24 protein-coding genes are annotated in these 26371 nt (G+C 42.5%); 16 read left to right on the top strand and 8 right to left on the bottom strand.

The window, feature by feature from the left end; genetic code table 11:
- Positions 1-248 precede the first annotated feature (248 nt).
- The 6 genes from IE130_RS02855 (at position 249) to yfaE (ending at position 3953) form a co-directional block, all read left to right on the top strand.
- Positions 249-476 (top strand): hypothetical protein, encoded by a 228-nt coding sequence (locus IE130_RS02855; protein WP_189581390.1) that lies wholly within the window; start codon positions 249-251, stop codon positions 474-476.
- A gap of 87 nt (positions 477-563) precedes the next feature.
- Positions 564-1475: a hypothetical protein gene (locus IE130_RS02850; RefSeq protein WP_189581389.1), complete on the top strand. Its 912-nt coding sequence runs from the start codon at positions 564-566 to the stop codon at positions 1473-1475.
- A gap of 58 nt (positions 1476-1533) precedes the next feature.
- Complete coding sequence (locus IE130_RS02845; protein WP_189581387.1) at positions 1534-1899, top strand: hypothetical protein; 366 nt, start codon at positions 1534-1536, stop codon at positions 1897-1899.
- A 61-nt stretch (positions 1900-1960) separates the two neighbouring features.
- The gene (locus tag IE130_RS02840) at positions 1961-2329 is read left to right on the top strand and encodes a hypothetical protein (RefSeq protein WP_189581385.1); all 369 of its coding nucleotides are present in this window, start codon (positions 1961-1963) and stop codon (positions 2327-2329) included.
- A 67-nt stretch (positions 2330-2396) separates the two neighbouring features.
- Positions 2397-3530: a class Ia ribonucleoside-diphosphate reductase subunit beta gene (nrdB, locus tag IE130_RS02835; protein WP_189581383.1), complete on the top strand. Its 1134-nt coding sequence runs from the start codon at positions 2397-2399 to the stop codon at positions 3528-3530.
- A 156-nt stretch (positions 3531-3686) separates the two neighbouring features.
- Entirely contained in the window at positions 3687-3953 is a 267-nt protein-coding gene (gene yfaE, locus IE130_RS02830; RefSeq protein WP_110922985.1) for a class I ribonucleotide reductase maintenance protein YfaE, read from the top strand.
- A 120-nt stretch (positions 3954-4073) separates the two neighbouring features.
- Here the strand turns inward: yfaE and IE130_RS02825 are convergent, their stop codons facing one another.
- Positions 4074-5414, bottom strand: coding sequence for a S1C family serine protease (locus tag IE130_RS02825; protein ID WP_189581381.1), 1341 nt, complete (start codon positions 5412-5414; stop codon positions 4074-4076).
- A gap of 334 nt (positions 5415-5748) precedes the next feature.
- On the opposite strand from IE130_RS02825, the gene IE130_RS02820 reads away from it, so the two are divergent.
- Together IE130_RS02820 and IE130_RS02815 are read left to right on the top strand one after the other, a co-directional pair.
- Entirely contained in the window at positions 5749-6570 is an 822-nt protein-coding gene (locus IE130_RS02820; RefSeq protein ID WP_189581379.1) for a Nif3-like dinuclear metal center hexameric protein, read from the top strand.
- 1010 nt (positions 6571-7580) lie between these two features.
- Positions 7581-8789: a transglycosylase SLT domain-containing protein gene (locus IE130_RS02815; protein WP_189581371.1), complete on the top strand. Its 1209-nt coding sequence runs from the start codon at positions 7581-7583 to the stop codon at positions 8787-8789.
- A gap of 186 nt (positions 8790-8975) precedes the next feature.
- Here IE130_RS02815 and sthA read toward each other — a convergent pair whose 3' ends face one another.
- The 3 genes from sthA to ppsR all read right to left on the bottom strand — a co-directional run bounded on the left by sthA (position 8976) and on the right by ppsR (position 12104).
- A complete protein-coding gene (gene sthA / locus IE130_RS02810; RefSeq protein WP_227669838.1) occupies positions 8976-10619 on the bottom strand; it encodes a Si-specific NAD(P)(+) transhydrogenase in 1644 nt (547 codons plus the stop codon).
- Positions 10620-10697: 78 nt separating this feature from the next.
- Positions 10698-11105: a DUF4377 domain-containing protein gene (locus tag IE130_RS02805; RefSeq protein WP_010198794.1), complete on the bottom strand. Its 408-nt coding sequence runs from the start codon at positions 11103-11105 to the stop codon at positions 10698-10700.
- A gap of 102 nt (positions 11106-11207) precedes the next feature.
- A complete protein-coding gene (ppsR, locus tag IE130_RS02800) occupies positions 11208-12104 on the bottom strand; it encodes a posphoenolpyruvate synthetase regulatory kinase/phosphorylase PpsR (RefSeq protein ID WP_227669839.1) in 897 nt (298 codons plus the stop codon).
- Positions 12105-12667: 563 nt separating this feature from the next.
- On the opposite strand from ppsR, the gene ppsA reads away from it, so the two are divergent.
- The 5 genes from ppsA (at position 12668) to rplI (ending at position 17654) form a co-directional block, all read left to right on the top strand.
- Entirely contained in the window at positions 12668-15052 is a 2385-nt protein-coding gene (ppsA, locus tag IE130_RS02795) for a phosphoenolpyruvate synthase (protein WP_189581369.1), read from the top strand.
- Between the two features lie 127 nt (positions 15053-15179).
- On the top strand, positions 15180-16169 hold the full coding sequence (locus IE130_RS02790; RefSeq protein WP_189581367.1) for an RDD family protein: 990 nt from the start codon (positions 15180-15182) through the stop codon (positions 16167-16169).
- Between the two features lie 303 nt (positions 16170-16472).
- Positions 16473-16877 (top strand): 30S ribosomal protein S6, encoded by a 405-nt coding sequence (rpsF, locus tag IE130_RS02785; RefSeq protein WP_010198801.1) that lies wholly within the window; start codon positions 16473-16475, stop codon positions 16875-16877.
- A 16-nt stretch (positions 16878-16893) separates the two neighbouring features.
- Positions 16894-17124 (top strand): 30S ribosomal protein S18, encoded by a 231-nt coding sequence (rpsR, locus tag IE130_RS02780; RefSeq protein ID WP_010198808.1) that lies wholly within the window; start codon positions 16894-16896, stop codon positions 17122-17124.
- A gap of 20 nt (positions 17125-17144) precedes the next feature.
- Positions 17145-17654, top strand: coding sequence for a 50S ribosomal protein L9 (gene rplI / locus IE130_RS02775; protein ID WP_010198811.1), 510 nt, complete (start codon positions 17145-17147; stop codon positions 17652-17654).
- A 99-nt stretch (positions 17655-17753) separates the two neighbouring features.
- Here rplI and IE130_RS02770 read toward each other — a convergent pair whose 3' ends face one another.
- Complete coding sequence (locus IE130_RS02770) at positions 17754-19133, bottom strand: aminotransferase-like domain-containing protein (protein WP_189581365.1); 1380 nt, start codon at positions 19131-19133, stop codon at positions 17754-17756.
- A gap of 326 nt (positions 19134-19459) precedes the next feature.
- Here IE130_RS02770 and IE130_RS02765 point away from each other — a divergent pair, with 326 nt between their 5' ends.
- Together IE130_RS02765 and IE130_RS02760 are read left to right on the top strand one after the other, a co-directional pair.
- Entirely contained in the window at positions 19460-20323 is an 864-nt protein-coding gene (locus IE130_RS02765; protein ID WP_189581361.1) for a DMT family transporter, read from the top strand.
- 246 nt (positions 20324-20569) lie between these two features.
- Positions 20570-20794 carry a hypothetical protein gene (locus IE130_RS02760; protein WP_189581359.1) on the top strand — a complete coding sequence of 75 codons (225 nt, stop codon included), beginning with the start codon at positions 20570-20572 and terminating at the stop codon, positions 20792-20794.
- A 64-nt stretch (positions 20795-20858) separates the two neighbouring features.
- On the opposite strand, the gene IE130_RS02755 is transcribed toward IE130_RS02760, so the two are convergent.
- Positions 20859-21728, bottom strand: a complete 870-nt coding sequence (locus tag IE130_RS02755; protein WP_189581356.1) for a LysR family transcriptional regulator — start codon at positions 21726-21728, stop codon at positions 20859-20861.
- A 107-nt stretch (positions 21729-21835) separates the two neighbouring features.
- Between IE130_RS02755 and IE130_RS02750 the strand changes: the two genes are divergently transcribed.
- Positions 21836-22336 (top strand): lactoylglutathione lyase family protein, encoded by a 501-nt coding sequence (locus tag IE130_RS02750; protein ID WP_110923075.1) that lies wholly within the window; start codon positions 21836-21838, stop codon positions 22334-22336.
- Positions 22337-22681: 345 nt separating this feature from the next.
- On the opposite strand, the gene IE130_RS02745 is transcribed toward IE130_RS02750, so the two are convergent.
- Both IE130_RS02745 and IE130_RS02740 read right to left on the bottom strand, forming a co-directional pair.
- Positions 22682-24337, bottom strand: coding sequence for a BCCT family transporter (locus tag IE130_RS02745; protein WP_010198721.1), 1656 nt, complete (start codon positions 24335-24337; stop codon positions 22682-22684).
- A 233-nt stretch (positions 24338-24570) separates the two neighbouring features.
- Positions 24571-26214 (bottom strand): BCCT family transporter, encoded by a 1644-nt coding sequence (locus tag IE130_RS02740; protein WP_189581353.1) that lies wholly within the window; start codon positions 26212-26214, stop codon positions 24571-24573.
- Positions 26215-26371: the final 157 nt, after the last annotated feature.

The following is a 26371-nucleotide window of genomic DNA, read 5'->3' as shown; positions in this document are numbered from 1 at the left end:
TAAAATTTGTTTGGTACGACAAGTATCAGGCAATAAAAATGGCAAAGACGATTTCTCATCTTTGCCATTGGAGATACTAAATATTGGCGTATTTAATATCAGGAAGTTAAGACTATCGACTTTCACAAGTGATAAGCAAATAGAATAACGTTCCGTTCTTAGGCAGCTATTCTAATTTAAAACTTACCCCTTGTCCAAAGAAACCGTGAATTGATAGTCGAAAATGTTTCAGCTCAGGAGAAATGAGCATGGAAAAATATCGTGATATCGGTGGTAACTCTGGTATAAGCGCATATGAAATCGGTGACGATTTCATAATTGTGTGCTTTGCGAAAGGTGGTGTGTATCTGTATGACTATTTCACAACTGGCTCTTACCATGTCAATAATATGGTAAGACTGGCTAGAATGGGAAATGGACTTAATGGATACATAAACTTAAACGCTAAATATACTTATGCTAGAAAAATAGCATAGGCATTTGGTCTGACCTCAATGGTTTAGTGTTCGGGTGTTTAGGCACCTTAACACTATTAAGTATAAGTGGCTAAGAGGAATAACAATTTGACGATGCTAGTTAATGAAAAATATCATGTGAAAATTAACGATTGGCAAGATATTTTCACAATGAATAATTACACTGACTCTTTAGATCCTACAAAGGAAAAGCTGAAAAGAGTTATTAATAAGTATACGCTTCCGACCAAAGGAAAGTGTGGACTCTCAAACTGTGGCACAGCTCATAATAATGGGTATATTGTTGAAACTGACACAGGCAAGCTAACAAACGTAGGACATATATGTGGTAAAAATCACTTTGGTGTTAGCTTCCAAACTTTAGAGAAAAATTTCAACAGAGAGTATAGAGATAGGCAAGCGAAAGAAAAAATAGCAAGCTTCAAGAGTAATTCAAACCAATACCTTGAAAAAGTAATAGCTACAGAAAATACGTATGGAAAGATTAGTCATATTCATAAGCTGCAGCAGTTTTTTACTCATGCTTCAAAAGGCTGTCCCTCATCTATCCTTGAGATGATCAAGCTTATGGTGAAAAACAGAAACCCTACTATTTATAAGACTATAAAGCTTAGCAAAAAAGAATATGAAACCTTAAAGACTAGTGGAGTGAAAGCACCATCAAGGTATAAAGAGATACCTATAGGCACTATTGATGGCTTAGCATTTTTATATAATGAGAATAATCTGAGAGTGTATGCTGAGGACTTCAAAAACCCTTTGGATGAGCTATTGAACCTAAATATCAGTTCCTTAAGTAGCAGTCAACTTGATAGATGGTCTAAGAAAATCGGTGAGTTTGACCGTACAATTAACCAAACCCATGAGATAATGATAGACAGTAAAATATTTCTTGATAGGAGAAATATTTTAAAATTTAGAAAGTTAATACCTGATGACGACACCCAATTTATATATCTTATAAAAATCCTAAAAGACCAGTTTGACATTAAAAACTAGTCGTAGGGTGCGCCCAGCGCACTGATGATATATAAATTTTCAAGTAGATTGGATAAAAATGCAGCCACCTTTATCAATTAGCTATAAAAGCTCAGCTAGTGCAATAATTTACCGTGATGGTGGCTCGCTTGAATTAAGATTCACCGCAGATGACGATAGAAGTTATTGTATATTTATGGAAGTCGTTGGTGAGTCGCCAGATGATTGCAAACGCTACCATCCGCCGATGCTATTTAAAGAGTCATTCGACATAAATAACAGTAAGCCCGAAGACTTTATCAGCTATTTAAATTGGCAACAGATTAAAGGCTTGATTAGCGAAATTAGAATGGATATCGGTCAATATTTCGAGAAACATGCTGATTGTGCACATCTCGGATTAATTGAAAATATCGCGAATAATAATGGCTGGCTTATTAATTAAAATACTTTGGCTTTACCGATATAATCAAAACATACAGACAGAATAAAACGACGGAGGTCATGTGCAATATACCGCAATCATCAAAGACGGTGGTTTGTTTATCCCAAACGTATTTTCAGACCTAAACGATGGTGGCTCGCATATCGTACAAGTCGAGGTTGATATTGCAGAGGTGCGTCAGCAGTTAGGTGTAAACGTCGCACCAAAGGCAACCGTTACCAAAAAAACCGTGGCAAAAGCAGCCAAAAAACCAGCATTAAGAGCCACTAAAAAAGACTTAAAAACAGCAGAAGAGTCTGATGTGAGTACCCTACGTAAAAGCGCACTTGATGAATTAGAAGCACTAGATGATAGTGAGCTGAGCGAGATATTCAAAGCCTATATGAACGATGGACAAGAGTCCTCACAGATATCGTTAGAAAACTTGTAATACAATCGAATGAAAGCCAGTCACAACTATATAAATCAATAACCGTATCAATTATAAAGGCAGTCTCATGACCTACTCGATTTTTTCACAGACACCAAACAATGCGCTAAAAGAGCCGATGTTCTTTGGTAATCCAGTCAACGTAGCGCGCTATGACCAACAAAAGCACCCTATCTTTGAGCAACTAATCGAAAAGCAACTGTCGTTCTTTTGGCGTCCAGAAGAAGTCGATGTGTCAAAAGACCGTATGGACTTTGGCAACCTGTCCTCGCATGAGCAGCATATATTTTTGAGTAACCTCAAATACCAGACCCTACTCGACTCTATCCAAGGTCGTAGCCCAAACGTGGTGCTATTGCCGCTCGTGTCTATCCCTGAGCTAGAGACTTGGATTGAAACATGGTCATTCTCTGAGACCATTCACTCACGCAGCTACACCCATATCATTCGTAATATCGTCAATGATCCAAATATTATCTTTGATGACATTATGAAAAACGAGCACATCTTAGAGCGTGCCTCTGATATTGCCCAATATTACGATGATCTGTACCGTAACTCGCAGCTATATAGCTTGTATGGCGCTGGTACGCACAACGTCAATGGCGAGGAAGTGACTGTCGATTTAAGATCACTAAAAAAGCAGATGTATCTGTGTATCGTCGCGGTCAACGTCTTAGAAGCCATTCGCTTCTATGTGTCATTTGCCTGCTCGTTTGCCTTTGCCGAGCGTAAGCTGATGGAAGGTAATGCTAAAATCATCAAGCTGATCGCGCGTGATGAAGCGCTGCATTTGACGGGTACGCAGCATATGCTTAACCTCATGCGCAATGGTCGTGACGATCCTGAGATGGTCGAGATTGCCGCAGAGTGTTATGAAGAAAGCATCGAGATCTTCCGCAAGGCTGCCGAGCAAGAAAAAGAATGGGCAGGTTATCTGTTTAAAGATGGCTCGATGATTGGTCTGAATAAAGACATTCTGTGCCAGTATATTGAATTCATCACCAACTTGCGTATGGAAGCGGTTGGCTTGCCAGCCGTGTTCCCGAACTCTAAATCAAACCCGATTCCATGGATCAATACTTGGTTGTCGTCTGATAATGTGCAAGTAGCACCGCAAGAGACTGAAATCAGCTCTTACTTGGTTGGTCAGATTGACTCAGACTTATCAGACAGCGACTTTGATGACTTTGAATTATAAGAGCTTTGAGCTGTAAAATTTGAGCTGTAATAGTTTTACGCTTTAATAGTGTTTTAGGCGTCAACAGTACTTTAGGCATTAATAGTATTTTACGCTTCGATGGCTGTAGGATATAGCAGCAAGATACAAGATAGTCAAATCCAAATAGGATGAATTATGACGTGGGTAATGACCAGTAAGCAGCAGTTTTACTTGCATGACGATGAGAGTCTGCTCGATGGACTGCTGCGCACCGGACATGAGGTTAATTATCAATGCCGCGAGGGCTATTGTGGGAGTTGCCGAGTCAAACGTATCGCCAGCTCACATACGGTCGACTATCCATTTGAGCCACTCGCGATGATTGACGAGGATGAGATACTGCCCTGCTGTTGCCGTGTGCAAGGCGTTATCCATATCAATCATGAGCCTATCGTAAAGTAGAGAAAGTAAGCACAAAAAAAGTGCGCTATCTATATAAGATAGCGCGCTTTTTTAGTCTATTAGCTAAATGAATATGCTGTCTCATAAACACATTATGAATCAGCACATGGTTATGACAAATTACTGTGCTGCGGTGTCTTGTTCAAACAGCTTCATCAGCTCTTCACGCATACGATCACGCTCAGCCTTTGACATCATGGGCGCTTCTTCATCGTTCTGAATGCTTCGCTCGGGCATCTCGCCCTCTTCCATTCCGCCTATGCTTCCCTCTTGTAGGACGACAGGACGTTCGACAGGTTCTTGTGCTGGGCGCTCTTCTAGCATTATTTTTACTTGGGCATTTTTACCTTGGCGTAGTATCTGTGCATCAAGCTCAGTATCTGGCGCTTTGCGAGCAACGTACTGAATCAAAGTATTGGCATCTGTCATTTCCACACCGTCGATTGTCAGGACGATATCGCCGACACGTAGACCACTCTTCGCCGCTGGACTTTGATCGATGACGTTTAGCACTTCTACGCCTGTTGAGGTCTCAAGCTGCGTTGGATCACGTAGCTGTGATTGGATCTCGATACCTAGCCAGCCGCGACTGACCTTGCCATCTTTAATCAAAGCATTCATTACTTGCTCAACCAGCGCTGTTGGAATGGCAAAACCAATGCCCATCGAGCCACCAGAGCGCGAGAATATAACCGTATTGATACCCACTAACTCGCCGCGAGCATCGACCAGCGCACCGCCTGAGTTACCTGGATTGATCGCGGCATCAGTCTGGATAAAATCTTCGAACTTATTGACACCCAGACCCGTACGTCCAGTCGCTGAGATAATACCTTGGGTCACGGTCTGACCGACACCAAACGGATTACCAATCGCCAGTGCCAAATCACCCACGCGAATAGGATTTTCGCGGAAGCCAAGTGGGGTCAATCCTGTCATATCGACCTTGATCACTGCCAAATCGCTATCAGGGTCGGTACCGATGACTCTGGCACGGCTCTTACGACCATCGTTAAACGCGACTGTGATCTCATCTGCCTTTTCGATCACATGAGCATTGGTCACGATATAACCATCTTCTGATACGATCACGCCTGAACCTAAGTTGGTTGACCCTTGGTCTTGGGAAGGCCCACTATGATCTTCAAAGAACCGGCGCAGGATAGGATCATCCATATACGGATGCTCTGCCATCGTCTGGGTAGTATAGATATTGACCACGGATTGCGAGGCACGGGCAACCGCATTATGATAGGAAGAGATAGGTGCTGGCGTATCTGCAACTGGTTCTGACGCTTGCTGCTCCGCAGGTGGGGTTCTTGGTGGCTCCCACGTGGCCTCCGACGTCGACTTCATACTCGTGAACAACCAGATAAACGCTGCCAACACTAGCAGCAATAAGACCCAAGGTAACCATTTTAATAAAGACGCCTTGTTATTGGTGTTCCGGGATGACGACATATAAAACCTCTATAAATTTAATGCACACAGACAGTGAAAAACGAAGTGAGCCAATGGTAACTACTGGGCTGCTATTGACCCATTAATCGTGTGATCAATTGCTCCATCAGCTAGGCAGACTCACATGTATAAATTATAACCGCAATACTGTTAAATAGTAACGTATCGTGTACCATTTCAGTTATCCAGCTTATCTGTTTGCTTACACCAGCATGTTAAAATAACTCTGATAAAGAATTAAACTAAAAACAGCCCTTACAAATAACTCATAATTTTTGCTCGCTTGATCGACTGCACTTTACTGCACATATTTCATTAACGATAGGAAAACATAATGACTGCAAATCATACGACAGCTGAATCGAATAATCAAAACATCAGCGTCCAGACATTGACACAGTTCTGTGACGACTACTTATCCGCTAGTGTGTTTAAAGACTATGCGCCAAATGGCCTACAAGTCGATGGTGGACGTCCGATCCAGCGTATCGTAACCGGTGTAACGGCTTGTGAGGCCTTGATTGACGCTGCCATCGCTGACAATGCCGATGCCATCATGGTACATCATGGTTATTTTTGGAAAGGCGAACCTGCCCCTCTCACTGGTATGAAAGGTCGACGTATCCGTAAATTGATGCAGCACGGTATCTCTATGATTGGCTATCATTTGCCCCTTGATGCGCATCCGATCACTGGTAATAATGCAAGACTCGCTGACATGTTAGATATGACGATTACTGGTGCGCTCTATCCTGCTGAGTCACATCCTGTTGGCAACATCGCCACTTGCACACCGCAAAGCGCGGATAGTCTCATTGCAACAATTACGCAAGCATTAGGGCGTACACCGCTACATATCGCCGCCGAGTATAATTCTAGTAAAGATGCAGAGAATAATAGGCCTATCAAACGTGTCGGTATTTGTACGGGCGGCGCGCAAGATATGATTGAACAAGCTGCCACGATGGGCTGCGATGCGTTTATCTCTGGTGAGATATCAGAACGTACCACGCATATCGCGCGCGAGCTTGGTATTGATTACTTTGCCTGTGGTCATCATGCAACCGAACGTGGCGGCATTCAAGCGCTAGGTGAGATAGTTGCTCAGAAATTTGGTTTGCCAGTGACTTTTATTGACATCGATAACCCAGCTTAGTAATTAGAGTTAGTCATTAAATTCAGCCGTTATAAAACCACCTCAGTAGTAACTGAAACATATAGTGTAAGAAAGCCCATAATATTAAGTAGGTTAATCAAGTTTTAACCAACGTAGCAATAATGAGGGCATTTCTTACCGTCTATAGTCCAATTATTAAGTTTTATCGCTCTTTTCTTAACTTAACTTGAATAATCCATTATATAACCGCATATTAGTACTTGAAGAAAGAACGTTTTGTCATGAAACTTCCCATTTATTACAGCTTCCGGTTATGGCACTAAAATAATGCTGGTAGTCATTTAAGACTTTATCATGCTATAAGTGATAAGGCTTTAAACTGCTATCCATTGAAATACTATGTTTGCACTATATATTTTAGCAACATGGTATTTTTTTATTTTTAGTGTCGCGATGATGGTATTAAATCACCTGTTTGATAAAAAGCGACACAAACTATCAAGCTTGGTTATTTTACTTACCCTTATTGCTGGACAAAAAACTTTAGCAGCCAGCTATCCTATTACTAGTGAGTCAAGGTATAGCCAGCCATTAAAGTTAGCATCGTAAAAACAGATGAATGTATTTGCTTAATTAGCAAATGATTACATCAAGATTTTGCACGATGTCTTTGTCTCAATGACTTAATCATGACCTTACCTGTGTTTGACATATAGTTGTTTGGCCACTAGCCATATTTAGTTATCGATGAAGGAATCATCTGATTTATATCCTTCGTGTCGTTGTGCGTCCAGTTTTTAAAATTAATATAAAAACATTATTTTAGAACGCTTTGATGACGCACCGATAGCTGGCTGACGACAAACTACCCCACTAACTCTTAGAGAGAGTACGCTAGTGGCGCTATAGTCAAACAAGATAGAGTGGCATTTTTCCTATGAAAAGGTGCGACTTTATTTAAGATGCGATATCGATATATGTCAATATTATGGTCATATATTCGTACGTGTTTTTGCGGTAAGAAGGATGGCTAAAACTAGGAGACATCCATGCAGCGTATTACTTATCGTGTAAAAGTATCTGCGCAAGGGGCCAAACGCCGTATCTCATATTTACTGCGTCCATCTAAACGCCTACTGAACACTAAAAGTAACCTCGTTACATCCGTTAACCCTGTTACTTCAAGTCGTTTTGCCAGAACCAAAAAACTGGCACAAGTTTCTAGTATTGCCCTGCTCTCTTTACCAGCTGAGAGTTTTACTACCATGGATTCACAAGTGCCAACTTATGATCATGTCATGCTGGAGAATACCTTGACCATCGCCGCTGTCCCTGGAGATAGCACTTATTTTGCGACGGATGGTTTTCAGCACGGCTTCGGTTATGATCTGGTACGTACCTATGCTGATGAGCTGGGCGTAGATGTCAATCTAAAAGCCTATGCCAGTGAAAAAGCTGCTCTCAGAGCGGTGAAATCAGGTAATGCTGATATGGCGTTGACGACAGCCAGCACCCAACTCAAAAGCCAGCTAAATTTGTCTTCTGTCAATGTTAGCTGCGGTTATGATGCCAGCTTGACCAAAAACGGTTTACATCCCAAGGTCAGCTGGACTTTCAATTCAGCCAATGATCCGCTATCGCAAAAAGCCAGTTACTTTTTATGCGACAGTATCAAGCTTGAAAACACCCAAAAGCTAGCGGCTTTTTATAATCAGAACTTGCTAAAAGATGCTTATAGTCAGGATCACTTCCAAAGAACGCTTACGGAAAAACTGCCTGATTATCAATCCTCGTTTGAAGAGCAAGCGCGCAACTACAATCACGACTGGGAGTTGCTGGTGGCGATGGGTTACCAAGAGTCACATCTGGACGCCAATGCGGTATCGCCAACAGGTGTACGCGGGCTCATGATGCTGACCAACAATACAGCAAAAGCCATGGGCGTCTCAGATCGCGTCGACCCTTATCAAAGCATTGGTGGTGGCGCACGTTACTTAGAGCAAATGAAGTCAGACTTTGCCGATGTACCCAAAACTGACCGTATTTGGTTTGCCCTTGCTGGCTATAATATGGGTCCGAATGCGGTAAAAAGCATTCAACGTAAACTGAGAGCTCAGGGTATTGATGACAAAAGCTGGGCAAATATCTATGCTTACCTTGCTGAAAATAGAGCGTCCAACAGCCGTTATGGGCAAGCGATGCACTACGTTAGCAATATCAGAAGCTATCTTGAGACTATTAAAACTCAGACTGTTTAAGTAATTGCCTTTTAAGTGATTGTTTTTTAGTCTCGTTTTGTCAGCCTTATTGTGTGAGTCTCGTTCTAAAACAGAGTTAAAAAAACCTTTTTGGTGAATTCATTTTAGGATGGAATACACAATAAAAAAAGCGCCTAACGATATCGTTAGGCGCTTTTTTATTATTATTTCAATATTTACAACCGTTTAAAATACGCGGTTAAGACCATTTAGCGCCGCGACGCGATAGGCTTCTGCCATCGTTGGATAATTAAAGGTCGTATTTACGAAGTACTCAAGCGTATTGTTACACTTCATGACCGCTTGTCCAATATGGATAATCTCTGAGGCATGGTTGCCGTAGCAATGAATCCCCAATATCTCAAGGGTCTCACGGTGGAATAATATCTTTAATACCCCTGTACGCTCACCGATGATCTGGGCGCGAGCGAGATGCTTAAAGAAGGCTTGTCCGACTTCATAAGGTACTTGCTCATCCGTTAGCTCCTGCTCGGTCTTACCGATACTGGAGATTTCTGGAATGGTATAAATACCAGTAGGAACGCTCGAAACTGGCTCTGCGTCGCTATCACCAACCATAAAGGCTGCCGCACAGCGACCTTGGTCATAAGCAGCAGAAGCCAGAGATGGCCAGCCAATCACATCGCCAGCTGCATAGATATTTTCGATATCAGTACGGTAGGTATCATCCACTTTTAGCTGACCACGACTATTGGCTTCTAAGCCGATAGCCTCCAAGTTTAAGCCTTCCGTATTACCTGAGCGACCGTTAGACCAAAGAATCGCATCAGACTTGATTTTTTTACCACTCTTTAAGTGCAAAATCACACAGTCATCGTGAGTCTCAAGATGATCAATCTCTTCGTTATTGCGGATAAGGACGCCAAATTGTCTAAAATCATGCGCTAGCGCATCACTGATTTCACTATCTAAGTAGCTGAGCAGCTTGCCCTGATTGTTGATCAAGTCGACTTTGTAGCCCAGACCGGTAAAGATAGAGGCGTACTCGCAGCCAATCACCCCAGCACCATAAATGATGATTTTTTTGACCACATAATCCATTTGCAGGATTTTATCCGAATCAAAAACGCGCGGATGATTGAAATCTAAAATCTCAGGACGATAAGGGCGGCTACCAACAGTGATGATGGCTTTGTTAAAGGTAACGGTTTCAAAGACATTTTCATCAAGCTCAACACGAATGGTATGCGCATCGGTAAAGCTTGCCCAGCCATGAATCACTTCAATCTGATTGCGCTCATAAAAGCGAGTATGGGTGCTAACTTGATTGCGTATCACTTTACGAGCATTCGCAAGCACCTTGTTTAGTGGTACTTGGTGATACTCCATCGCCTTGGTAAACATAGGATCACGGCGAAAGTTAATCAAGTTAAATACTGATTGGCGTAACGCTTTACTCGGAATCGTGCCGACATGAGTAGAGTTGCCCCCGACTTGCTCACGCGGATCGATAACCACGACTTTCTTGCCTGATTTAGCAAGCTTCATGGCGGCCGCTTCACCAGCGGGACCCGCGCCCAACACCACCGCATCATATTCAAACTGATGCTTGTCGCCCTTGATACGCTCAGAGTCTCTAGTAAATCCTGACTTTACATCAATACGGGTATCGTCTAGCGGATTGACCAAGTCAGGGTGGTGCATGATGTCGTCGGTGACTTGCTCATGTGTTTGTTCGATTTTTTCTTTTTTGTTTTTGTCTTCCGTATGTTCAGGATTTGGCGCGGCGCCGCTTTTTTTATTAGATACTTCGGTATGAATGTCTTCACCAGTGTCATTGGTAGCATCGCTAGTATTTTTGCTTCCCATTGTGTCCTCTTTATTTCTTTGTTTGTCTGTCTTTAGGCTATGAATGAATCAATGCAAAGATGCGTCAGGGTCATGCTGCTAAGGAGTGCCCACCATACGTTGTGATAGGATGTTTTGCAATGTCCAATGCCCTGTCAAGCTTTGTTTGCCTTCATCTATTTGTGGACGTGCACTAATTATATACTCGGTACCAAGGCTCGGTTTAAAATCATCGATCCAATCATAAGGAATCTGAAACACGCTGCCATCTTTGCTCGATTTGGCCAATAAGCACTGCATCGGTAATGCTGAAGCACACGCCACACGATTTGGCATGACAGTAAGCGTTTGCGCTTCACCCAACACAATCGTTGGAACATAACGGGGCTCAGGTACCGGCTCACGTGCAAATGGCGAGGTTTGACAAGCACTAAGCAAAGTCGCCGCGCTTAATAACAGGCTAGTAAGTAATAAAGGTGTCTTTCTAGACTTATAAGATGAACTCATAATATTCTCTATATGGTAAAGGCATTGTTTTGAGTGAAATTGTTCTATATAAAATGGTACAAATTATTTTTGTCAACGCTAACGTCTTATTAGCCATTAGCATTAACCAATACGGCGTTTAAGACCCGTCATCTGTAAGATACGTGTGGCAATTTCTTCAACCGACATCTCTGAGACGTCTAAGCTAGGAATACCGTGCGTGATATATATACCTTGTATCGCCCGCTGCTCTTGCTGACACTGCTGATAGCTTGAATAACGACTGCCTGCACGGCGTTCTTGACGAATTTTGACCAAGCGATCGGTATCAATGAGCAAGCCAAACAATTTGTCTTTGTGCTCACGCAACGCTTTTGGTAATTGATTGTCGTACAAATCATCTTCGGTCAAAGGATAGTTGGCCGCACGGATACCGAATTGTAAGGCTAGATATAATGACGTTGGGGTTTTGCCCGAGCGTGAGACTCCAACCAGAATAATATCGGCCGCGTCATAATGACGTGTGCGTGCGCCATCGTCATTGTCCAAGGCAAAATGAACCGCGTCGATACGTTCCTTATAGGTTTCGGAATCGACATCATCGTGTGCATGACCTGAGTGTCCATCTGGCTCCACCCCAGTCTCTTCGGCAACACGACCAATCAAACCCTCGTACATATCTAAGTTACAGCTGGTCGCTGAGTTGATTTTTTCGCGAATTTCAGAGTTAACAATGGTATCGAATACCAAAGGCAACACACCATCGCGTTGATAAGCCATGTTAATTTGCTCAACAGCGTCTTCGGCGCGCTCTAAACTATCGACATAAGGCAGTACACGCGTCTCAAAAGGAACGGAAGCAAACTGACTTAAAATAGCACGTCCAAGAGTCTCAGCCGTAATAGCCGTACCATCAGAGATAAAAAATGCACTTCTTATGGTTTGCGAATTGTCTAAGTTCAACGCATCATGATTTTGTATCGTCGGCTTATTTTGTTCAGATAGATTGCTTGAGTACATAACTTTGATACCTCGGTTGAAACCCTAATATTGGCCTGTGACTGGCTTATTTTTTTGACTGTCTTTTGATCAGTCATCATATTTTAATGATTGATTCAATTATTCGCGCAGGGCGTTTCACTTTTCATTATACGCATAATAGAAGCTCAATAGAAATCAATGTTGTCGATAAGCGACGACAAACACCCCGCTCTTTCTTTCGATATTGTCCTGCACAATTTCGTTTTATTGACTATGTAAGTCCCAATATAAATCCCAATATAAGTCCCAATATTATGTTCTATATATAGTGGTAAAAATCCTAGTAGTACTTTTGGACAGATTTTACTCATATTTAGGGGTTTTGATGACAATTATGGCACCCTATTATTTCGGTAGCATTGACATTTTGGCTCGGTCTTAAAAGTAAAACCGTCAGGCTGCTGACGTAAATTATGTAGCAAACCCGACAATTTGTATCTTTTTGACGAATTTTTTGGTTCTAGGTCTCGAAATTATCCAAATATAGGGGTATAATTGACCGTTATAATCTTTACTAAATAACCTTATTTTCTGGAGTTATCATGGCAGCGCAATCTACAGCACTTGTAATCAATCTTGATCAGCTAGGAAAAGACGACATTGAGATGGTCGGGGGTAAGAACGCCTCATTAGGTGAAATGATCAGCCATTTGTCTGATTTGGGTGTTAGTGTTCCAGGCGGATTTGCCACCACTTCAAATGCATTTAACCGTTTTTTGAACGAAACTGGCTTGCTTGACAAAATCAACAGCGAGCTAAAAACATTAGATGTTAATGATGTAAAAAAACTTGCAGAAACGGGTAAAAAAATTCGTACGTGGATTATTGAGCAAGAGCTGCCAAGCGATCTAGAGCAAGAAGTGCGTCAGTCATTTGAAACCATGAGTGGCGGCGATGACATCGCGGTTGCTGTCCGTTCTTCTGCGACTGCCGAAGATTTGCCAGATGCCTCATTTGCCGGTCAGCAAGAGACTTTCCTAAACATTCGCGGTATTGATAACGTTCTGATTGCCATTAAAGAAGTATTTGCGTCTCTTTATAACGACCGCGCAATCTCTTATCGTGTACATAAAGGTTTTGAGCACGAAGGCGTTGCATTGTCTGCTGCTGTACAGCGCATGGTACGCTCAGAGACCGGTGCTGCTGGTGTGATGTTCACGCTAGATACAGAGAGTGGTTTTGATCAAGTGGTCTTTATCACTTCAAGCTATGGCCTAGGTGAAATGGTCGTACAGGGTGCGGTTAACCCAGATGAATTCTATATCTCTAAGCAATTGCTCGCCAATGGCAAGCCTTCGGTTATTCGCCGTAACCTAGGCAGCAAGCATAAGAAAATGATCTACGGTGATGAAGGCAGTACGACTAAGTCTGTCAAAACCGTTGATGTTGAAAAACAAGATCGCATGCAGTTCTCGCTATCTACCGAAGAGCTTACCTCACTTGCCAAGCAAGCGATGACCATTGAAAAGCATTACGGTCAAGCGATGGATATCGAATGGGCAAAAGACGGCGATACCAATGAAATCTTTATCGTTCAAGCCCGTCCAGAAACCGTAAAAAGCCGCCAAGACAGCAATGTCATGGAACGTTATATCATCAATACAACTGATGCAAAAATCTTGTGCGAAGGCCGCTCAATTGGTCAACGCATTGGTGCGGGTAAAGTACGTATCGTTAGCAACCTAAACGAGATGGACAAAGTACAAGACGGCGACGTCCTCGTATCAGACATGACCGATCCAGATTGGGAACCAGTCATGAAGCGTGCCTCTGCCATCATCACTAACCGTGGTGGTCGTACCTGTCATGCAGCTATTATCGCCCGTGAGCTTGGCGTACCGGCTATCGTCGGTTGTGGTAATGCAACTGAGCTGTTGGTTGATGGTCAAGATGTCACTGTTTCTTGTGCCGAGGGTGATACTGGTTTCATTTATGAAAGCCAAATTGACTTTGAAATACAGACCAACTCTGTTGAATCTATGCCAGATCTTGCCTTCAAGATTATGATGAACGTTGGTAATCCAGATCGCGCCTTCTCTTTCACCCAAATGCCGAACGAAGGTATTGGTCTTGCGCGTCTTGAATTCATCATCAACCGTATGATCGGTGTGCATCCAAAAGCTTTGCTAAACATGAACAGCTTGCCACGTGAGATATCACAAGCAATCCAAGAGCGTATCGCTGGTTATGCTTCACCTGTTGACTTTTATGTTGATAAATTGGTCGAAGGCATCTCAACACTAGCGGTTGCCTTTATGGATCAGCCAGTTATCGTTCGTATGTCAGATTTTAAATCAAACGAATACGCTAACTTGCTTGGTGGTAAGTTATACGAGCCGTCAGAAGAAAACCCAATGTTGGGCTTCCGTGGTGCCAGTCGTTATGTCTCTGATAACTTCCGTGATTGCTTTGAGCTTGAGTGTAAAGCCCTAAAGCGCGTACGTGATGAGATGGGTCTGACCAACGTCGAAATTATGATTCCATTCGTCCGTACCGTTGACGAAGCCGCCCAAGTTATTGAGTTACTCGAGAAAAACGGTCTAAAACGTGGTGAGAACGGCCTACGCATCATTATGATGTGTGAGCTACCAACCAACGCGTTATTAGCAGAAGAGTTCCTAGAACACTTCGATGGCTTCTCTATCGGCTCTAACGATTTGACCCAGTTAACGCTTGGTCTTGACCGTGACTCAGGTATCGTCTCACATCTATTTGATGAGCGTGACCCTGCTGTTAAGAAGTTACTGTCTATGGCGATTGATGCTTGCCGCAAAGCTGGTAAGTATGTCGGTATCTGTGGTCAAGGTCCATCAGACCATCCAGATCTAGCATTCTGGCTCATGGAGCAAGGTATCAGCTCAGTGTCATTGAACCCTGACTCAGTACTAGATACTTGGTTCTTCTTAGCTGGTGAAGAAGCAAAGTAAGCCGTAATTTAAGTCACAGCGGTAATTCACACAGTCATTGAAGATACAACCATTAGGGTCTATTTGAAAAATCTTGAATAGACCCTAATACTATGTCTTACAGTAGCGACTTAATATATGACTAACTATGCAGGCAATTATGCAGATTTTCTTAGCTCGAAATAACGTACAAGCCGGTCCATATAATTTGGATCAGCTCAATATTATGCTGGCGTCTGGTGAGGTTTTACTGGATGATTTGATCTGGCACGAAGGCTTAGACCAATGGCAGCAAGTTGGCAACTTGACGAACAATCAAGGGGTTTATCGACCTACTAGCATTAGCAGCCCTGAGGTTAATGACTCTATTGTCAATAATGTCACTGTGTTTCCCGAAGATACTGAAACCAGTAGCACTAAAGACGGAAAAAGCGTGTCGTTAGACCGACTATATGGTAAGCCTGAACGTCCAAAAGACAATGCCAAAGCAGATATGACCAGCAACCGTCATCACACACCGCATAATAATGTGTCATTAAATAAAACGGCTGCTAATAAGAATATCACAGCCAAAGATAAAGTCGTTGGCGATGTAGTACTAGCCCCGATCATGTCACGCATATTGGCAACTGCGCTCAATGGCTTATTGTACTTGCTAGCCATCTTTCCACTTGGATTAGCGTTAACCAAAATGGATGTAGACTATAGCAAGTTTCAAAATATCCAAGACATGGATGCCGCTTATCAATATTCAATGACGCTGATGGAGAGCCTTCCTAGCAGCACATTGATGATATCGCAAGTCATGGTTTTTGGCTTGTTTGCGTTACAGTTAGTATTTATCACCATGCGTGGTCAATCACTGGGCAAGCTGATTACAGGTATTCGCGTCGTGGATCAAACCACGCATCGTCTGCCTTCTTTTATCAAGCTTATCGGCACACGTACTTTGCTGTTGTTTATTATTTACAACTTACTGTTTTCATTCACCAGCTTTTTAGGTTTTGTGATTGTCGCCATTCATTATTATATGGCCTCAAAAAGCCCGCAAAATATCGGCTGGCATGACAAGCTTGCCAAAACGTTGGTGGTAAAAGCAGATAGCAGTCAATTGGTAAAACAGCCCAAAGTAAAATAACAACGTTTTGAGCGTTTTATCAAAACTAAGTCTTAGATGATGTTAAAAAAGTAGCATTTCATCGTGGCTTTTTATTGATACAGATCATTGATACAGAGAAATTTACTGTTTTCATATTTTTATTGGCAGCTACGCAACGATTAACCTTTGTGTTAATCGTTGCGTACTGTTATAATACGGCGCTTTATAAACTAAGCTTTTTTCCTATTATATTTTGTTATATTTGATGGGAATACAGTTTACCTTATAAATCTCCTTGCTATTAACATAGGGTTAATAGCTACTAATCCGTAAGGAGTCATAATGCGACATTACGAACTGGTGTTAATTGTACACCCAGACCAAAGCGACCAAGTGGTCGGCATGGTTGAACGCTATATCAAGTTAGTTCAAGACAACAACGGTGTTATCCATCGTTTAGAAGATTGGGGCCGTCGTCAACTGGCTTACCCAATCAACAAGATTCACAAAGCTCATTACGTTCTTTTCAACATTGAAACTGACGGTGAGACTTTGGCTGAGCTTGAAGAATTATTCCGTTATAACGACGCGATCATTCGTAGTCTAGTTATGCGCCGTGACGACGCTGTCACTGAAGAGTCGCAGTTAGCCAAGAATGCCGATGAAAAACGCGCACGCAAAGCAACTACTCGTCGTCCAGACAGTCGTGAAAACGATAATGACGACAACGACAACAGTGAAGACTAATTAAAGGAGAATACTCATGGCACGTTTCTATCGCCGTCGCAAATTCTGCCGTTTCACTGCTGAAGGCATCACTCACATCGATTATAAAGATGTTGAATTGCTAAAACAGTATATCAGTGATAATGGTAAAATCGTACCAAGCCGCATTACCGGTACATCTACTAAATATCAGCGTCAACTAGCTACTGCTATCAAGCAAGCTCGTTATTTATCGCTACTTCCATACACTGATAACCATCAGGGTTAACCGTTAACTAGGAATGACTCATGCAAATTATTTTGTTACAGCGTATCGTCAACCTTGGTAAACTCGGTGAAACTGTCGATGTAAAACCAGGTTACGGACGTAACTTTCTTATCCCATTGGGCAAAGCTCTACCTGCTAATAAAGCTAACATTGAAAAGTTCGAAACACGTCGTGCCGAACTTGAAGCTGAAGAAGCGAAAGAAGTAGCTGTTGCTCAAGAACGTGCTGATGCATTGACTGACGTTAATGTTATCATGCGTGCTAAATCAGGTGACGAAGGCAAGCTATTCGGCTCTATCGGTACTCGTGATATCGCTGAAGCATTGACTAACTCAGGTCTAGAAGTAGACCGTGCTGAAATCAAGCTACCTGAAGGCACACTACGTCAAGTGGGCGAATATAATGTTGATATTCAACTACATCATGACGTTACTGCTAGCATCTTAGTCACTATCCTATCTGAAGATGGCGATGACCAAGATACAGCTGAAGAAGCTACAGACGAGAATGACAACTATTCTGAAGAGTAATCTTTGAAATAGTTAGACTCAGTCTATAAAAAGCCAGCAACCTTGTGTTGCTGGCTTTTTTTATGTCAATTCATTCAGCGCACACATCGACTCAATCTCTTAATCCAATGACTCAGCCAACACTTCATAGATCCTAGCATCTGATGCTTGTGCGACATTGAAACGCATAAAATGCTCAGCGTTCTGAGCTTGACTAAAGACATTGCCCGGAGCCAATAACACGCCCTTTGCTAAGCAAGCGTTTGCCAATTCAGCCGCGTTGTTACCATCAGGTAACTGACACCAAAGAAACATGCCAGCTTGTGGTAATAGACAGGGCACTATACCCAATTTAGCCAAGCGTGGTAACGTTTGCGAGCGTGCTTTTGCCAAGCGTAGATGCATAGCATTCATATGTTTTCGGTAACCACTATCTGTCAGTGCAGATAGAACCACTGCTGCCGCCAACTGCCCACCACCAAAACCTGTGGCTATTTTTAAGTCTAATAGACTCTCTACCCAAGCAGTTGGTGCCGCAATATAACCGCAGCGCAATGATGCAGATAAGGTTTTAGAAAAGCTACCGATATAGAATACTTGCGATAAACCATCTAATGCTGCCAACCTAGTTGCTGGAGTAATCTCAAAGTCAGCAAAAATGTCATCTTCAATGATATATAACCCAGCGGATTGTGCCAGTTGCAACACTTTATAAGCTGTGGCTGGTGACAATGTAGCGCCCGTAGGGTTATGTATCGCGGCATTGGTTATATAAAGGCGCGGCTTATGCTCATCTAATACTGCAGCGAATACATCAACATCCGGCCCAGTAGAGGTGTAAGGTACTCCTACCACCTTTACCCGATGTGCTTTTAATAACGCATGAAAATTAAAGTAACAAGGATCATCTACGACTACGGTATCACCTGGTGTCAATAAAAAACGACAAATCAAATCTATGGCCTGCGTACCAGACTCAGTCAACATGACCTGCGACGGTTCCGCGTTTATCCCCAAACCTACCATACGCCTAGTAAGTAGTTGGCGCAATTCTAATAATCCCAATGGCGTGGCATACTCGCTCATCACACTCGCACTGCCCTTTGCCACACTACGCAATCCGCGACGCATACCTTCTTCATATAGCCAGTCAGGCGGTAACCAGCCACATCCTGGCTTCAAAGCATTATCAGAAGTTTCAAGCGATTGCCTCGACACCCATAACGGATCTACGGCTCGATCAAGCTTTGGAGCAATATCTGCCAAGGATAGTGGCAGTGTAGACTCGGCAACGTAAAATCCAGCACCCGGACGCGAGTATATAACCCCATCAGCTTGCAGCCGCTCATAAGCTTCTACGACTGTCGACGGTGAAAAACTGTGATTTTTAGCAGCAGCGCGTACCGAAGGCAAACGTGTACCGGGCAGGTAGATGACAGTAGCAATCTTTGCCTTTACATCCGCTATTACCACCTCAATACGAGTCGATCCAATTTTCATAATTCTCTATTCTCTATTCTCTATTCTCTATTCTCTATTCTCTATTCTCTACCATGCCATTATTTATGCTTTACCAAGTCATGCTTCGCCGAAAAATTTATTATGCTTGGCTACCGTGAGTTGGCTCAAAGTCAGATAAATCTAAAATAGCATTTATCTGGTTTCAATAATGAAACCTAGTAATACCAGCCTACCTTTAGTAAATACGCTTCATACTGTATGGGCCATTGACACCAAACAGTTCGGTATAATTGTACTGTATTGTACGTAGATAACCTACCAAACATTTGCTTTAATCAACGTATAAAAAATACAGTGGTAGGTTTATGAAAAACACAACTCAAGGTTGGATGAATGGGTTTATCGGCGTCGTTATCTTTGCAGGCTCTTTACCAGCTACCCGCTTAGCAGTAATGGGTTTTGACCCTCTATTTTTGACTGGAACGCGTGCGACGTTAGCCGCGTTGCTCGCTATCGCCGTCTTAATAATATTCAAACAGCACCCACCCACCAAGGCTGACCTACCCGCTCTAAGTATTGTCGCTCTAGGTGTGGTCATTGGCTTTCCTTTATTAAGCGCACTGGCTTTACAGCATGTCACCTCGGCACACGCCATTGTATTTTTAGGAATATTACCGCTATTCACTGCTATATTTGCCGTTTGGCGCGGTGATGAACGCCCACCCGCTTTATTTTGGTTATTTGCCTTGTTAGGTAGCACCTTTGTCGCTGGTTACGCGGCTATGAGTAGTAGCCATACGCCTTTGTTGGGAGGCTTACTAATGCTAGGCGCTGTCATCGCTTGTGCTCTAGGTTATGCAGAAGGCGCACGGTTATCACGCACCCTTGGCAGCTGGCAGGTGATTAGTTGGGCTTTGGTTTTATCATTACCAATGCTACTTCCCGTCACGTGGCTAACATGGCCAAAGACATTCACAGGCATCAACATTGCCGCTTGGGCAGGATTATTCTACGTGTCTTTGTTCAGTATGTTCATCGGATTTTTGTTTTGGTATCGTGGATTGGCATTAGGGGGTATTGCTGCTGTTGGGCAATTACAGTTGCTACAGCCTTTTATGGGTCTTATGCTAGCAGCAGGATTACTACATGAGACCGTTAGTCTTGGCATGGTAATAAGTACATTGGGAGCATTAGCTTGTGTGCTCGGCGCGAAAAAATTTGCGGTGTAGATAACTTTTATTTATGAAAACCAATCGTTCACTATTAAAAATCAGATAACATAGAGACCCCTATATGCTAAAGTTTGTATGCTCAATCGCTTACTATTGCACCCACTTTTATAATGATATTTTTCAGAAACAAATAAGCTAAAAAACATATACTTAACAATAAGATACTCCTTATTAAAGCCTCTTTATTATTACTAATTAAGTTGGTATTATCATTTTATCTTTTTATAAATGAGATAGAACTATATGATAAGCACTGACGATAAATTACTCTGCACACAAGGTAATGACTTTTATTTAGAAGGCGAAGTTTATACTGTAGGTAGAATCGTTAACAATAAGTACTTCCAGTTGCTAACTGGTAGCAACGATGATCATTGGTATGCCACTTTGGGTGACCAAGGGATTTATGTGAGCTTCGATTCTATGACTGCTCAAAGCAGCAAGGCTTGGTTTGATAAAATAGCTTAGTAAAATCCTTATTCCCGTATTTATATATTTTGCCTAAGAAAATTTGTATACGCCTGTCATGCCTTTATAGCCATTTTTTTACTTCCTCAATGACTGTATACACTCTGTTAGAGAGCGCATGCTGCCGTCTTAACGCAAGGTATAGCGTCTCGCTAACGGCAACTGGCAGATAATGACTGTTGATAAGCTCAGGCTTTGGATAAGCTGCCACCGCATGCGCTGGTAAAACAGTAAAGCCAATTCCCTTACTGACCGGCTCTAAAATTAGACCAATTTGATTAGAAAAGCCTTTTTTATCAAAGTCATTGATATGCTGGAATTGCTCATAATTGGCAGTCAGTAGCATGCCTGCATGATGTGAACCGTCTGGATGATCGATAAAGCCAAGCTCAGTGAGCTGCTCCCAGCTCGGCTCTACCGTGCTCGCTGGTGTCACCAGTATCAACGCTTCTTGCGCCATAGGCTGGCAACTGACTGTCTCATCATCTGAGATATCCGTCATAAAACCAATATCAATCTCGTGATTGGCAAGTGCTCGCTCGATATCAGAATTGGGTGCAAAGCGATAATCAATCACCAATTTTGGATGCTGCTGCTGTAACGTCAACAGCTTTGGGTATAGCTTAAGTCCGACACTTCCCGGTGACATCAACCGTACCAATCCTTCATAAGGTGGATCCTCGCCAATTCGCTGCTCCAGATTGGATAAGCGCTGCAATATATCTCCTGCCTCCTTATAGAGCTGCTCACCTGCATTGGTCAATGAGAATTGCTTTCCTTGTCGAATCAGTAAATTCATATCCAACTGCTCTTCTAGCTTACGTATGTGCTGGCTCACACCAGACTGCGTCATATACAGACGTTCAGCCGTACGCGTAAAGTGACCAACTTCCGCGAGCGTACAGAAAGTACGCAACCATGTGATATTCATCATTACATTTCATACTTATTTATATAATATTTGATAATTTTACATAATGACTGTGCGTTTGTATACTGGCCTCACGTTAAACAAGAGTACAGCAAACAGGAGCACAAGCTATGAACAACGTTTATCCAAGAAGCTTTTCGCACATCGGTCTTTCAGTACCTGATTTGGACGCTGCCGTAAAATTCTATACTGAAGTGATGGGTTGGTACACCATCATGGAGCCAACTGAGATTGTTGAAGATGACAGTCCGATTGGTGAAATGTGTACTGAAGTATTCGGTTCTGGTTGGGGTAGCTTCCGTATTGCGCACCTATCTACTGGTGACCGTATCGGTGTTGAGATTTTTGAATTCAAAAATCAAGAAGACCCTGAAAACAATTTTGAGTACTGGAAAACTGGTATCTTCCATTTCTGTGTTCAAGATCCAAATGTTGAAGAGTTGGCTGAGCGTATGGTTGCAGCAGGCGGTAAAAAGCGTATGGAAAAACCACGCTACTATTACCCTGGTGAAAAGCCATATCGCATGATTTATATGGAAGACCCGTTCGGCAACATCGTCGAGATATACAGCCATAGCTACGAGCTTATCTATAGCGAAGGCGCATACTAAGCTCAGTATAAATTTGGCTTATATCTGACTGAACAACTAATAGCGTACTCATGACCTGAGTGCGCTATTTTTATTTGCGTGCGTTGTCTATCATTAATCTACCTATGCTCAATTGCCTTGCGCTCACTTTAAACTATAGTCAAAGTACCTCAAAAACGCTACGATACTGCTGATGTATCGATATTACTTTTCACTGACTATACTTTAACTGGGTAGCACTGAAGCAATCGTTTACGTAAAAGATGAATGCAGATGATGGCTTTCCACTCATCGAAAATATAAAAATACATCGGCATAAAAAATCCCAGCACAAGGCTGGGATTTTTAGCAAATATCTAAAGCGTGTTAATCATTAGAGTCTACGATTTTTGGTGGACCTGTAAGTAGGTCTTCATCACGGAATTCATTAGCAGAATTGTGCTCTGCTGACTCCTCAGTCGTGAACCATTGCTGATTACGATACAGTATCAAACGATCTCGGCTCAATCCACGTAGCAATGAATACATCATCACAACGATCACAATAGCAAAAGGAAAGCCCGAAACAATAGAGGCCGCTTGCAGTGCACTTAAACCACCTGCTGCCAATAATACAGCGGCGATAACGCCTTCAGCACCTGCCCAAAATAAACGTTGAATCTTTGGTGGATTGGTATCGCCACCTGAGGTCAGCATATCAATAACAAAACTGGCTGAATCTGATGAGGTCACAAACCACAGTACAATCATGACTACAATGAGTAGGTTGACCGCCTCTGTTAGTGGATAAGACTCCATTAACTTAAAGATAGCACTACCGGTATCTGCTTTAACGGCTTCGATAAGACCCGGACTGACAAGGTTAGGATCTGCCGCTGCCATCAGCTCCATATTCACCGCAGAACCACCAAAGGCGGTAAACCACAAGAATAGAATCGTGATAGGAATTAATAAAACCCCTAATATGAACTCACGGATGGTGCGACCTCGAGAGATACGGGCAACAAACACCCCAACAAATGGTGACCAACTAATCCACCATGCCCAATAAAAAATCGTCCATGAGGATTGCCAGTTTTCCTCTCCACTATAAGACTCTGTCCAAAGACCTAGTGGCACAATTTCATGCAAATAGTTGCCGATATTTTCTACAAAACTATTAAAGATGAACTGAGTAGGCCCGAAGATAATCACAAAGCTGAGCAATATCACCGTGAAGAATATATTGGTATCACTAAGACGCTTAATGCCTTTATCTAGTCCCATGAACAAGGATAACCCTGCTAGCATAGTGATAAAGCCGATCAAAATAATCTGCACCGTAATATTATTGGGCACACCAAACAGTGTCTCAAGACCAGAGTTAATCTGTAAAACACCAAGACCTAACGTGGTCACTACCCCAAACATCGTACCAAATACGGCAAGCGTATCGACCGTATGACCCCAACCACCGTAGATTTTTTTACCCAATATTGGATACAAGGTGGAGCGGATAGCCAATGGTAACCCTACTCGATAATGAAAATAAGCCAAGGATAGCGCGACCATGCCATAGAGCGCCCATACATGTAGACCATAATGCAGGAACGAGATGTTCATCGCCTGCTTAGCAGCGGCGACTGTTTCCGCCTCTCCTAATGGTGGAGCCATGAAATGATACAGCGGCTCGGCTGTGCCCCAATAAAGCAGTCCAATACCGATACCTGCTGAAAACAGCATACCAATCCAAGAAACCAGATTGTACTCTGGTCTCTCATTCTGATGACCAAGCCTGATATCGCCATAGCGGCTAAATATCATATAAATACTCATGACTAACGTTAAATTGACCACCACAATAAAGAACCAGCCAAAGCGTAAAGAGACAAATGCTTTTGCTTGGTTAAATACCACTTCTGCTTGTTCGTTGAATAATGCCCCAAAGATAATGAAGGCAAGTATCAAAATCGCTGAAGTCAAAAATACAGGTTTACTTACCCGCGGAAAAGGGCCTAATCGGCCAACTTTTACATGATCCATAAGTATATCCCCAAAAAAAGTGCGTAACCATACCAAGGTATGAACGAATTATCAAATATAACGCTTTGTAAACACTGCCAAATGTATAGAAATGGTAGTAACACTTCGGTAATAATTTTCAACAATTCGAATTTATACTGAATAAATTTAAATATCTTTATCCAATAAAGAAGCCCCAATTTACGAATAAATTAGGGCTCCTATTAAAACAGCTCAAATGACTATTTTACTTATTAGTCACCTTTCACTATCTTGGGTGGCCCTTTTAGCAAATGCTCATCAACGAATTCGTTCGCTGAATTATGGTCTGCTGATTCATCCGTGATGAACTGCTGCTGCGCTCGATATAGAATCAAGCGATCGCGACTAAGACCACGTAACAATGCATACATCATGACGAATATCACTAAGGCAAATGGTAGTCCTGCTACGATAGCCGCCGCTTGTAAGGCAGACAGTCCACCAGCCGCTAGCAAGATAGCTGCGATAACGCCTTCTGTGGTTGCCCAAAACAAGCGCTGTATTTTTGGTGGATTGGTATCGCCACCAGCAGTCAACATGTCAATGACAAAACTGGCTGAGTCTGATGAGGTTACGAACCACAGCATAATCATCACTACAATCAGTAGCGTAATTGGTTTTGCCAATGGATAGTACTCAACCAATTTAAAGATTGCACTACCAGTATCTGCTTGTACCGCTTCAACCAATCCTGGACTGATACCAGACACAGCAGAGGCAAGCTCCATGTGAACAGCAACGCCACCAAAGGTCGTAAACCAGAAAAACAAAATCATCATAGGAATGAGTAGTACACCAAGTACAAACTCTCTAATCGTACGACCACGAGAGATACGGGCAATAAAGATACCAACAAATGGTGCCCAGCTAACCCACCATGCCCAATAAAATATCGTCCAACCACTCTGCCAATCCGTTCCACTATAAGACTCGCCCCACGTACCTAAAGGAACAATCACTGTCAGATAGTTGCCGATGTTTTCAATAAAGCTATCAAAAATGAAAAGTGTCGGCCCTAAAATAACCATAAACGCCAATAAGACGATGGTGAAACCAATATTGATATCACTAAGTCGCTTAATACCTTTATCTAGACCCATCAAGACCGAAGCCGCTGCAAGCGCTGTAATGAAAGCGATCAAGCCAAACTGAACCGTAAGACTGTTAGGCGTACCAAACAGCTTTTCGAGTCCAGAATTGATCTGCATCACCCCAAGCCCGAGCGAGGTGACCACACCAAACATCGTACCAAACACGGCCAAGATATCGACAGTATGTCCCCATCGGCCGTAAATTCTTTTGCCGAGCAAAGGATATAAGGTTGATCGAATCGATAATGGCAAGCCACGACGGAAATGGAAATAGGCTAAAGACAGCGCCACAATCGTATAAATGGCCCAAGCGTGTAATCCCCAATGCATAAATGAGATATTCATCGCTTGCTTTGCAGCTGCTACCGTTTCGGCCTCGCCCATTGGTGGTGCCATAAAGTGATACAACGGCTCCGCTGTACCCCAGTAGACTAGACCAATACCAATACCTGCAGAAAACAACATACCAATCCACGAAAACAGATTGTATTGTGGTCGCTCCGTTTGATTGCCTAGCCGAATATCACCATAGCGACTCATTGCTAAGTAAATACAGAGGGCAAGCGCTGTATTGACTAGGATAATAAATAACCAACCGAACTTGTCAGTAATAAAATTTTGTAAAAAACTAAAAAGCGCCCCTGCTGTTTCCGTAAACAAAGCGCCAAAAATAATAAATCCGACAATTAACAACGTCGATGTTATAAACACAGGTTTACTCACCCGTGGAAAAGGTCCTAATCTGCCTACTTTTACTTCTTCCATGTGCAAGTCTCAAAATTCAAGGAACATTACCTTAACAAAATAGGCCTTAACTATCAATCAATTACAAAATAAAACTTGATAAAACCTTCAATTTACTCTAAAAGACTTAACAATTTTTTTTAGAATAACTACATAAATATAAAATCAAAATTGGTTT

This window comes from Psychrobacter glaciei (assembly GCF_014652895.1).
Lineage (GTDB): Bacteria > Pseudomonadota > Gammaproteobacteria > Pseudomonadales > Moraxellaceae > Psychrobacter > Psychrobacter glaciei.
This window is presented reverse-complemented; position numbering and strand designations above follow the sequence as displayed.

What these genes read in the sequence shown, in the direction of transcription:
- nrdB (WP_189581383.1), top strand. Translation starts at nt 2,397, where the DNA reads ATGACCTACTCGATTTTTTCACAGACACCAAACAATGCGCTAAAAGAG.
- IE130_RS02790 (WP_189581367.1), top strand. Translation starts at nt 15,180, where the DNA reads ATGCAGGCAATTATGCAGATTTTCTTAGCTCGAAATAACGTACAAGCC.
- rpsR (WP_010198808.1), top strand. Translation starts at nt 16,894, where the DNA reads ATGGCACGTTTCTATCGCCGTCGCAAATTCTGCCGTTTCACTGCTGAA.
- IE130_RS02745 (WP_010198721.1), bottom strand. Translation starts at nt 24,337, where the DNA reads ATGGATCATGTAAAAGTTGGCCGATTAGGCCCTTTTCCGCGGGTAAGT.
- IE130_RS02760 (WP_189581359.1), top strand. Translation starts at nt 20,570, where the DNA reads ATGATAAGCACTGACGATAAATTACTCTGCACACAAGGTAATGACTTT.
- yfaE (WP_110922985.1), top strand. Translation starts at nt 3,687, where the DNA reads ATGACGTGGGTAATGACCAGTAAGCAGCAGTTTTACTTGCATGACGAT.
- ppsR (WP_227669839.1), bottom strand. Translation starts at nt 12,104, where the DNA reads ATGTACTCAAGCAATCTATCTGAACAAAATAAGCCGACGATACAAAAT.
- sthA (WP_227669838.1), bottom strand. Translation starts at nt 10,619, where the DNA reads ATGGGAAGCAAAAATACTAGCGATGCTACCAATGACACTGGTGAAGAC.
- IE130_RS02815 (WP_189581371.1), top strand. Translation starts at nt 7,581, where the DNA reads ATGCAGCGTATTACTTATCGTGTAAAAGTATCTGCGCAAGGGGCCAAA.
- IE130_RS02740 (WP_189581353.1), bottom strand. Translation starts at nt 26,214, where the DNA reads ATGGAAGAAGTAAAAGTAGGCAGATTAGGACCTTTTCCACGGGTGAGT.
- IE130_RS02825 (WP_189581381.1), bottom strand. Translation starts at nt 5,414, where the DNA reads ATGTCGTCATCCCGGAACACCAATAACAAGGCGTCTTTATTAAAATGG.
- IE130_RS02820 (WP_189581379.1), top strand. Translation starts at nt 5,749, where the DNA reads ATGACTGCAAATCATACGACAGCTGAATCGAATAATCAAAACATCAGC.
- ppsA (WP_189581369.1), top strand. Translation starts at nt 12,668, where the DNA reads ATGGCAGCGCAATCTACAGCACTTGTAATCAATCTTGATCAGCTAGGA.
- IE130_RS02770 (WP_189581365.1), bottom strand. Translation starts at nt 19,133, where the DNA reads ATGAAAATTGGATCGACTCGTATTGAGGTGGTAATAGCGGATGTAAAG.
- rplI (WP_010198811.1), top strand. Translation starts at nt 17,145, where the DNA reads ATGCAAATTATTTTGTTACAGCGTATCGTCAACCTTGGTAAACTCGGT.
- IE130_RS02755 (WP_189581356.1), bottom strand. Translation starts at nt 21,728, where the DNA reads ATGATGAATATCACATGGTTGCGTACTTTCTGTACGCTCGCGGAAGTT.
- IE130_RS02805 (WP_010198794.1), bottom strand. Translation starts at nt 11,105, where the DNA reads ATGAGTTCATCTTATAAGTCTAGAAAGACACCTTTATTACTTACTAGC.
- IE130_RS02765 (WP_189581361.1), top strand. Translation starts at nt 19,460, where the DNA reads ATGAAAAACACAACTCAAGGTTGGATGAATGGGTTTATCGGCGTCGTT.
- IE130_RS02845 (WP_189581387.1), top strand. Translation starts at nt 1,534, where the DNA reads ATGCAGCCACCTTTATCAATTAGCTATAAAAGCTCAGCTAGTGCAATA.
- IE130_RS02750 (WP_110923075.1), top strand. Translation starts at nt 21,836, where the DNA reads ATGAACAACGTTTATCCAAGAAGCTTTTCGCACATCGGTCTTTCAGTA.
- IE130_RS02855 (WP_189581390.1), top strand. Translation starts at nt 249, where the DNA reads ATGGAAAAATATCGTGATATCGGTGGTAACTCTGGTATAAGCGCATAT.
- rpsF (WP_010198801.1), top strand. Translation starts at nt 16,473, where the DNA reads ATGCGACATTACGAACTGGTGTTAATTGTACACCCAGACCAAAGCGAC.